Annotated in this window: 10 protein-coding genes; 5 read left to right on the top strand and 5 right to left on the bottom strand. The window is 72.4% G+C overall.

Features of this window, described 5'->3' with window-relative positions; translation table 11 throughout:
* Positions 1-242 precede the first annotated feature (242 nt).
* Positions 243-1,742, top strand: a complete 1,500-nt coding sequence (gene miaB / locus VFN12_RS01215) for a tRNA (N6-isopentenyl adenosine(37)-C2)-methylthiotransferase MiaB (RefSeq protein WP_325116719.1) — start codon at positions 243-245, stop codon at positions 1,740-1,742.
* Between the two features lie 223 nt (positions 1,743-1,965).
* Here the strand turns inward: miaB and VFN12_RS01210 are convergent, their stop codons facing one another.
* Genes VFN12_RS01210 through VFN12_RS01190 form a run of 5 tightly spaced genes read right to left on the bottom strand, consistent with a single transcriptional unit; the run spans position 1,966 to position 3,504 of the window.
* Entirely contained in the window at positions 1,966-2,241 is a 276-nt protein-coding gene (locus tag VFN12_RS01210) for a hypothetical protein (RefSeq protein ID WP_325116718.1), read from the bottom strand.
* Positions 2,242-2,252: 11 nt separating this feature from the next.
* Positions 2,253-2,516: a hypothetical protein gene (locus VFN12_RS01205; RefSeq protein ID WP_325116717.1), complete on the bottom strand. Its 264-nt coding sequence runs from the start codon at positions 2,514-2,516 to the stop codon at positions 2,253-2,255.
* Positions 2,513-2,968 (bottom strand): NUDIX hydrolase, encoded by a 456-nt coding sequence (locus VFN12_RS01200; protein WP_325116716.1) that lies wholly within the window; start codon positions 2,966-2,968, stop codon positions 2,513-2,515. Before VFN12_RS01200 ends, VFN12_RS01205 begins: the two co-directional genes overlap by 4 nt.
* Complete coding sequence (locus VFN12_RS01195) at positions 2,965-3,261, bottom strand: hypothetical protein (RefSeq protein ID WP_325116715.1); 297 nt, start codon at positions 3,259-3,261, stop codon at positions 2,965-2,967. Before VFN12_RS01195 ends, VFN12_RS01200 begins: the two co-directional genes overlap by 4 nt.
* Positions 3,262-3,276: 15 nt before the next feature.
* Complete coding sequence (locus VFN12_RS01190) at positions 3,277-3,504, bottom strand: antitoxin (RefSeq protein ID WP_325116714.1); 228 nt, start codon at positions 3,502-3,504, stop codon at positions 3,277-3,279.
* Between the two features lie 61 nt (positions 3,505-3,565).
* Between VFN12_RS01190 and miaA the strand changes: the two genes are divergently transcribed.
* The 4 genes from miaA to VFN12_RS01170 all read left to right on the top strand — a co-directional run.
* Positions 3,566-4,480 carry a tRNA (adenosine(37)-N6)-dimethylallyltransferase MiaA gene (gene miaA / locus VFN12_RS01185; protein ID WP_325116712.1) on the top strand — a complete coding sequence of 305 codons (915 nt, stop codon included), beginning with the start codon at positions 3,566-3,568 and terminating at the stop codon, positions 4,478-4,480.
* A 38-nt stretch (positions 4,481-4,518) separates the two neighbouring features.
* Positions 4,519-6,372: a gamma-glutamyltransferase gene (gene ggt, locus VFN12_RS01180; RefSeq protein WP_325116711.1), complete on the top strand. Its 1,854-nt coding sequence runs from the start codon at positions 4,519-4,521 to the stop codon at positions 6,370-6,372.
* Positions 6,373-6,389: 17 nt separating this feature from the next.
* On the top strand, positions 6,390-7,220 hold the full coding sequence (gene dapF / locus VFN12_RS01175) for a diaminopimelate epimerase (RefSeq protein WP_325116710.1): 831 nt from the start codon (positions 6,390-6,392) through the stop codon (positions 7,218-7,220).
* Between the two features lie 73 nt (positions 7,221-7,293).
* Positions 7,294-7,844, top strand: a 551-nt coding sequence (locus VFN12_RS01170; protein WP_325116709.1) for an SDR family NAD(P)-dependent oxidoreductase, incomplete at its 3' end; no start/stop codon positions are given.

Below are 7,844 nucleotides of genomic sequence, written 5' to 3'. Positions count from 1 at the left end.
ACGTGCAGGTCGCCGAACCACTTGTTGACACCCTCGAGCACGACGAGCGGCTCGCCCGTCCGGGCCGTGACCGTTTCCTGATCGTGCGCCGTCATGCACGGCAACCTAGCCGCAAACGGCCCGGCCCTGCCACGGCGGTGCGGCGAGCCGGGCCAAACGGTGACGGTTCCGTGACGTTCGCAGAGGCGCAGAACCCGCAGCATTCTCGCCGCGGCGGGGTGCCGCCGTACCCTTGTGCGGTCATGACTTCAGCACTACCGCAGACACCTCAGCGCACCTACGAGGTCCGCACCTACGGGTGCCAGATGAACGTCCACGACTCCGAGCGGCTCACCGGCCTGCTGGAGGACGCGGGATATGCCGCCGCCCCGGACGGGGAGCAGGCCGACGTCGTCGTGTTCAACACCTGTGCGGTGCGCGAGAACGCCGACAACCGGCTCTACGGCAACCTCGGACACCTGGCGCCGGTCAAGGCGCAGCGCCCCGGCATGCAGATCGCGGTCGGCGGCTGCCTGGCCCAGAAGGACCGCTCCACCATCGTGGAGAAGGCGCCGTGGGTGGACGTCGTGTTCGGCACCCACAACATCGGCTCGCTGCCGGTGCTGCTCGAACGCGCCCGCGTGCAGGAGGCGGCGCAGGTCGAGATCCTCGAGTCGCTCGAGGTGTTCCCGTCGACGCTGCCGACGAAGCGCGAGTCGGCGTACGCCGCCTGGGTGTCGATCTCCGTCGGGTGCAACAACACGTGCACGTTCTGCATCGTCCCGTCGCTGCGCGGCAAGGAGCAGGACCGCCGGCCCGGCGACGTGCTGGCCGAGATCCGCGCCCTGGTGGCCGAGGGCGTCAGCGAGGTGACGCTGCTCGGGCAGAACGTCAACTCCTACGGCGTCGAGTTCGGCGACCGGGCCGCGTTCTCCAAGCTGCTGCGGGCCTGCGGGGAGGTCGAGGGGCTGGAGCGGGTGCGGTTCACCTCGCCGCATCCGGCGGAGTTCACCGACGACGTGATCGCGGCGATGGCGCAGACGCCGAACGTGATGCCGCAGCTGCACATGCCGCTGCAGTCGGGGTCGGACCGCGTGCTGAGGGCGATGCGCCGGTCCTACCGGCAGAAGAAGTTCCTGGGCATCATCGACCGGGTCCGCGAGGCGATGCCCGAGGCGGCGATCACCACCGACATCATCGTCGGCTTCCCGGGCGAGACCGAGGAGGACTTCCTCGAGACGATGCACGTCGTCCGGGAGGCCCGGTTCTCCGGCGCCTTCACGTTCCAGTACTCGAAGCGACCCGGCACCCCCGCCGCCGTCCTCGACGACCAGGTGCCGCCGTCGGTCGTGAAGGATCGCTACGAGCGCCTGGTCGAGCTGGTCAACGACATCGCGTGGGAGGAGAACAAGCGGCTGGTCGGACGCCGGGTCGAGCTGATGGTCTCCGAGGGCGAGGGCCGCAAGGACGCCGCCACCCGCCGGCTCTCCGGCCGCGGTCCCGACAACCGCCTCGTGCACTTCGCGCCGACCCTCCCCGACCCGGACGCGACCGTCCGGCCGGGCGACATGGTGACGGTCGAGATCACCCGCGCCGCCCCGCACCATCTCGTCGCCGACGGTCCGGTGCTGGAGCTGCGGCGTACCCGCTCGGGCGACGCGTGGGAGGCCCGTCGCGCGAATCCGCAGGCCTCCGGCGTCTCGCTCGGCATGCCGTCCGTGGGCGCGCCGGCGCCGCTGCCGGCCGCCCCCGCCTGCGGCTGATCGCGCTGGTCGACGCTCTGCGTGGGCTGCGGGGGTTTCGACGACGCTCGGCGCTGGGGCGCCTCCCTGCTCAACCACCGGCACCCGAGCGGCGCCTCCCTGCTCAACCACCGGTGGTCAGCCATCGGTGCCCAGCCATCGGTGCCCAGCCATCGGTGGTTGAGCAGCGAGCGTCAGCGAGCGTCGTCGAAACCCCGGACGTGACGCAGGGCGGTGAGCCCGGCTACGAGTTCTTGGAGCGGGGGTCGACGCTGGAGTAGCCCGACTTCGGCGGCAGGCCGTCGGGGTTCTCCTCGGGGTTGCCGCTGCTCTGCTCCGGCGGCGCGTCCTCGTCCGTGCGCTCGACCGGCGTGACGTCGCGGACGCCGTCGGTGGAGTGCTGGCCGGGACCGGTGGGGCCGGTGCGCTCGCTGCTCACGCCCATCCCGCCGGCGGCGCCGTCGGGTCCGTTGGCGTTCGGGTTGGAGTCGCGGATGTCGGGATCCGGGTGCTCGCCCATGGGTCGCCTCCTCAGGCCGGGGGCTCGGTCGGCTGGTCCTTGTTCTCGCCGGTCTCGTCGTCGGGTTCCTGCTGCTTGTCGTCGCCCTCGGCGATCTCCTCGGGCATCTCGTCCTCGACGGCCGGGTTGTTCTCGGGCTGGAGGTCGCGCGTGGCCGGGCCGCCGGGTGTGTCGCCGTACTTTCCTCCGTCGTCGATCGCGTCCGCGCCACCGGGAAAGTGCTCCGGGGTCTCCGTCTCCGGCTCGGGCTTGGCGCCCAGCTCGTCGTCGCTCATCTCTGGCCTCCCTCAAAACCGTGGGTGAGGTACCTGGCGCCCGTACCCAGGGAACGCAGCGCCATGAGTTCGTGGGGCACCACTGGGTCGGGCAGTGCGTCGAGCCGGCACCAGCGCAGCGCGGCGCACTTGTCCGGCTCGAGGATACGGGGCTCGCCCGACCAGGCCCGCGCGGTGAAGAAGAAGTCGACGCGCTCGTCGATCGGCTCGCCGCCCCGGGTGCGCTGCATCGTGAACTCGAAGTCCGGTTCGATCCCGGTGAGACCGAGCTCCTCGAGCGCCTCGCGCCGTACGGCGTCGTACGCCGTCTCGCCGCGCTCGACGTGCCCGGCGGCGGCCGCGGCCCAGTGGCCGTCCATGTAGCCGGTGTTCTGACGCAGCTGCAGCAGCACCTCGTCGCCGCGCAGGAGGAACAGGTACGACGCCGGGACCACCACGAAGCGGCTGGTCACTCGCCGCCGGACCCGTCGGAGGGCTCGTCGAGGGAGGTCGCGGCGTTCTCCTCCTGCTGGTCGCGGTGCCTCGCGTCCTGACGGGGCGCGTGGGCCTCGGTGCGACCGCCACCGACCGGTTCCTGCCCGTGCCGGGTGGGCTCGCCGGAGTCGGGAGCCGCCTCACCGGGGCTGTCCGGTCCGGACGGGGCGTCGGTGCGCTGCGGTCCACCGGGCGGGGCGGGGGCGTCGATGCCGCCCTGGCCGTGCGGGTCGGTGGGTCCCTGCGGGGCGTCCTTGTCGTCGTCGCTCACGGAGCTCCTCGTGGTTCAGCGGCTGGGGCGGGTGGGGCCGCCGAGGTCACCGTCGTTCTTGCCGTCCAGCCTGTCGAGGGCTTCCTTGGTCTTGCCGGCGCCCTGGTGGATCTGGCCGGAGTACCTGCCCTTGGTCTTCTTGTCGGCCATCGCGGCCGCCTTGTCGATGCCGCCCGCGACCTTGTCGCCGTGCTGGTCGACGGCGGTCTTCGCTCTTCCCTTGAGCTTGTCCAGGAATCCCATGGCTGCTCCTCAACGTCGATGCGGCGCCGGGGAACCTCCGGCGCTTTGCCAGACTAGCCGCATGTCCGTCGTCCCGATCGTGGCCGTCGTCGGAGCCACGGCATCGGGAAAGACCGACCTCTCGCTCGACCTCGCCGAGCGGCTCGGCGGCGACGTCGTCAACACCGACGCCATGCAGGTCTACCGCGGGATGGACATCGGGACCGCGAAGCTGCCGGAGGCGGACCGTCGGGGGATCCGCCACCACCTCCTCGACACGCTCACCGTGCGGGACCCGCTCACGGTCGCGGAGTTCCAGCACGAAGCCCGTGCCGTCATCGCCGAGCTGCGAGGCCGAGGGGCGCCGCCGGTGCTGGTCGGGGGGTCGGCGCTCTACACGCGGGCGGTGGTCGACCGCTTCGAGTTCCCCGGCACCGACCCCGAGGTGCGGGCCCGGCTGGAGGCCGAGCTCACCGAGGTCGGACCGCACGCGCTCCACCAGCGGCTGCACGGCCTGGACCCGGAGGCGGCGGCACGGATCCTGCCCGAGAACGGCCGCCGGGTCGTGCGTGCCCTGGAGGTCATCGAGATCACCGGCCGGCCCTTCACGGCCAGCCTGCCCCAGCTCGAGTACGTCGACCCGGTGACGATCCAGATCGGGGTCGAGATCGACCGCGACACCCTCGACGCCCGGATCGAGCGGCGGGTGGCCCACATGTTCGCGGCGGGGCTGGTCGAGGAGGTCGAACGGCTGCTGGGCGAGGGACTGGCCGAGGGCCGCACGGCCTCCCGCGCGATCGGCTACCGCGAGGTGGCGGCCTACCTCTCGGGGGAGCTGTCCCTCGACGAGGCCCGCGAGCGGACCTTCGTGGCGACCCGGCGGTTCGCCCGCCGGCAGGAGTCGTGGTTCCGCCGCGACCCGCGCATCGTGTGGGTGCGCCACGACGACCCGGAGCGCGCCGAACGGGCGGTCGAGGCGGTCCGGGCGCTGGGGTAGGCCTCGACAATCCCCGGGTGTGCGGGTGAGGGTGGAGCATGCCTTCTATTGCTCGGGAAGCTGCCAGGCTCGGTGTCGCGACCTCGGCGGTCCTCGCCGTCACCATCGCCGCACCGGCACAGACCGCCTCCGCCGGCGCCGACCCGGCGCCCGCCCGGACCCAGGTCCAGACGGCTGCCGAACCCCCCAAGGTCCCCACGGCGACCGGGTCGGGAGGCGCGGTCTCGTCGGTCGACCCGTACGCGACCCGGATCGGGCTCGACGTCCTGCGCGCCGGTGGCAACGCCACCGACGCCGCGGTGGCCACGGCGGCCGCCCTCGGGGTGACTGAGCCCTACAGTGCCGGGATCGGCGGTGGCGGGTTCTTCGTCCACTACGACGCCGACACCGGCAGGGTGCAGACGATCGACGGCCGGGAGACCGCGCCGATGGGCATGCCCGAGGACGCGTTCGTCGACCCCGCGACCGGTCAGCCGTACAGCTTCAGCGACCAGGTCAGCAGCGGTGTCTCAGTGGGGGTGCCCGGCACGCTGGCCACCTGGCAGCGTGCGCTTGACCGGTGGGGCACCCGCAACCTGTCGAGCTCGGTCCGGCCCGCCGCCAACCTGGCCCACGAGGGCTTCGTGGTCGACCAGACCTTCCACGACCAGACGGCCGCCAACCAGGAGCGGTTCTCGCAGTTCACCTCCACCCGGGAGCTCTTCCTCCCGGGCGGGAGCCCGCCGCCGGTCGGGTCGACGTTCCGCAACCCGGACCTCGCGGAGACCTACGAGCTGATCGCCCGCCGGGGGCCCGGGGCCTTCTACCGCGGCGCCCTCAGCCCCGAGATCGTGCGGACCGTGCAGCATCCGCCCACGACCCGGGATGCCACCCTCCCCGCGCCGGCGGGCTACCTGAAGCGGTCGGACCTCACCGGTTACCGAGTCCTCGACCGGGCGCCCACCCGCTCCGGCTACCGGGGGTACGACGTCTTCGGGATGCGGTCCTCCTCCAGCGGCGGCACCACCGTGGGTGAGGCGCTCAACATCATGGAGCGCTACGACCTGGCCTCCATGTCCGACCAGGACGCGTTGCACCGCTACCTCGAGGCCGGGGCCCTCGCCTTCGCCGACCGCGGGAAGTACTTCGGCGACGAGGCGTTCGTGGACGTCCCGGTCCGCGACCTGCTCTCCGACACCTACGCCGCCGAGCGGGCCTGCCGGATCCAGCCGACCCAGGCGCAGGCGAAGCCGGTGCCCGCGGGCAACGTCGACGACTACGACGGCAGGTGCTCGACCCCCAACACCGGAAGCACCCGCGACGGCGACACCGAGGGTCTGTCGACGACGAACCTGACCGTCACCGACCGGTGGGGCGACGTGGTCGAGTACACCCTCACCATCGAGCAGACCGGTGGCGCGGGCATCGTCGTACCCGACCGCGGCTTCCTGCTCAACAACGAGCTGACGGACTTCACCACGACCGTCTACCCCGTGCCGGAGTCCGACCCCAACCGTCCGGAGCCGGGCAAGCGGCCACGCAGCTCGATGTCGCCGACGATCGTCCTCGACGACGGTGAGCCGTTCGTGGCGCTCGGGTCGCCGGGAGGCTCGACGATCATCACCACGGTGCTGCAGATGCTGTTCAACCGGATCGACCGCGGCATGGACCTCGAGCAGGCCATGGCAGCTCCGCGGTCCTCACCGCGCAACACCAGCTCGGTGGTGTCCGAACCGGCGTTCATCAGTGCCTACGGCACGCTGCTCGGTGCCTACGGGCACCAGTTCGCCAGCACGCCCGAGATCGGGGCCGCCACGGCCATCGAGTTCGGGCCCGGGGGCTCGGTGACCGCGGTCGCGGAGCCGACGCGCCGCGGTGGCGGATCGGCCGCTGTGGTGGAGCCGGCCCCCTGACGGCGTACCGTGGGCTGGTGCCCCCCACGTATCCGTTCCTCAAGGGCCACGGCACCCAGAACGACTTCGTGCTGCTGCCCGACCACGACGGGTCGGTGCACGGTGACCTGCCCGCCGAGCGGGTGGCCGCCCTCTGCGACCGACGAGCCGGCATCGGCGGCGACGGCGTGCTGCGGGTGATCCGGACCTCCGTCGCGGACCCGAGCCAGGCCGAGGACGCGGAGTGGTTCATGGACTACCGCAACGCCGACGGGTCGCTGAGCGAGATGTGCGGCAACGGGATCCGGCTGTTCGCCCGCCACCTGGTCGACGAGGGGCTGGTCGACGCCCGGGGCCCGATCCCGATCGCGACCCGCGACGGCCTCAAGCTGCTGCGGGTCGAGGCGGCGAGCATCACCGCCGACCTCGGCAGTCCCAAGGTGCTGGGCGAGACGATGGTCGCGATCGGCGACCGGTCCTGGCCGGCCCGGCACGTCGACATGGGCAACCCGCACGCGGTGGTGTTCGTCGACGACCTCTCCGAGGCCGGGCCACTGCTCGAGTCGCCGGTGCACGACACGGCCGTCTACCCGACCGGGGTCAACGTCGAGTTCGTCGTACGCCGCGGCGAACGGCACGTCGGGATGCGCGTGCACGAACGCGGGTCGGGCGAGACCCGGTCCTGCGGGACCGGCGCCTGCGCGGCCATGGTGGCGACCGCGGTCGCCGACGGGCGTACTCCCGACGAGGACCTCTCCTACCGGGTCGACCTGCCGGGCGGGACCCTCACCGTGACCTGGTCGGCCGGCGACGAGGTCCTGCTCACCGGACCGGCGGTCGTCGTCGCCCGCGGCACCACGGCGCTCTGACCCGGGTCGGCTGCCTGAGCCCTGCCCATGGGGCGTTCGGGGGCACGCGACCCGAACACTAGGATCGAGCGCCATGGACATCACCGGATCCTCAGCCCTCGTCACCGGCGCCGCCTCCGGCATCGGCGCCGCCGTCGCCCGTCAGCTCGCCGCAGCCGGCGCCAAGGTCGTCGTCGCCGACCTGCAGGCCGACAAGGGCGAGGCGCTCGCCCAGGAGATCGGCGGGGTGTTCGCCCAGGTCGACGTCACCGACACCGAGCAGATCAAGGCAGCCGTCACCCGGGCTGCCGAGCTCGGCCCGCTCCGGATCCTGGTCAACTCCGCCGGCATCGGCTGGGCCCAGCGCACCATCGGCCGGGACGGCGAGTTCGACTCCGCCCACGACCTGGCGGCGTTCACGAAGGTGATCGCGATCAACCTGATCGGCACCTTCGACGCCGTCCGGCTGGCCGCCACCGAGATGAGCAAGCTCGAGCCCACCGCGTCGGGCGAGCGCGGGGCGATCGTCAACCTCGCCAGCGTGGCGGCCTTCGACGGCCAGATCGGCCAGGCGGCGTACTCCGCCTCCAAGGGCGGCATCGTCGGGATGACCCTCCCGGTCGCCCGCGACCTCTCCGCCGCGGG

Source organism: Nocardioides sp. (genome assembly GCF_035703625.1).
GTDB lineage: Bacteria > Actinomycetota > Actinomycetes > Propionibacteriales > Nocardioidaceae > Nocardioides.
The sequence above is the reverse complement of the archived record's forward strand: the minus strand, read 5'-3'. Positions and strand labels throughout refer to the sequence as shown.

Coding starts and splice junctions, on each gene's coding strand:
- miaB (WP_325116719.1), top strand. CDS start 243: ATGACTTCAGCACTACCGCAGACACCTCAGCGCACCTACGAGGTCCGC.
- VFN12_RS01210 (WP_325116718.1), bottom strand. CDS start 2,241: ATGGGCGAGCACCCGGATCCCGACATCCGCGACTCCAACCCGAACGCC.
- VFN12_RS01205 (WP_325116717.1), bottom strand. CDS start 2,516: ATGAGCGACGACGAGCTGGGCGCCAAGCCCGAGCCGGAGACGGAGACC.
- VFN12_RS01190 (WP_325116714.1), bottom strand. CDS start 3,504: ATGGGATTCCTGGACAAGCTCAAGGGAAGAGCGAAGACCGCCGTCGAC.
- miaA (WP_325116712.1), top strand. CDS start 3,566: ATGTCCGTCGTCCCGATCGTGGCCGTCGTCGGAGCCACGGCATCGGGA.
- ggt (WP_325116711.1), top strand. CDS start 4,519: ATGCCTTCTATTGCTCGGGAAGCTGCCAGGCTCGGTGTCGCGACCTCG.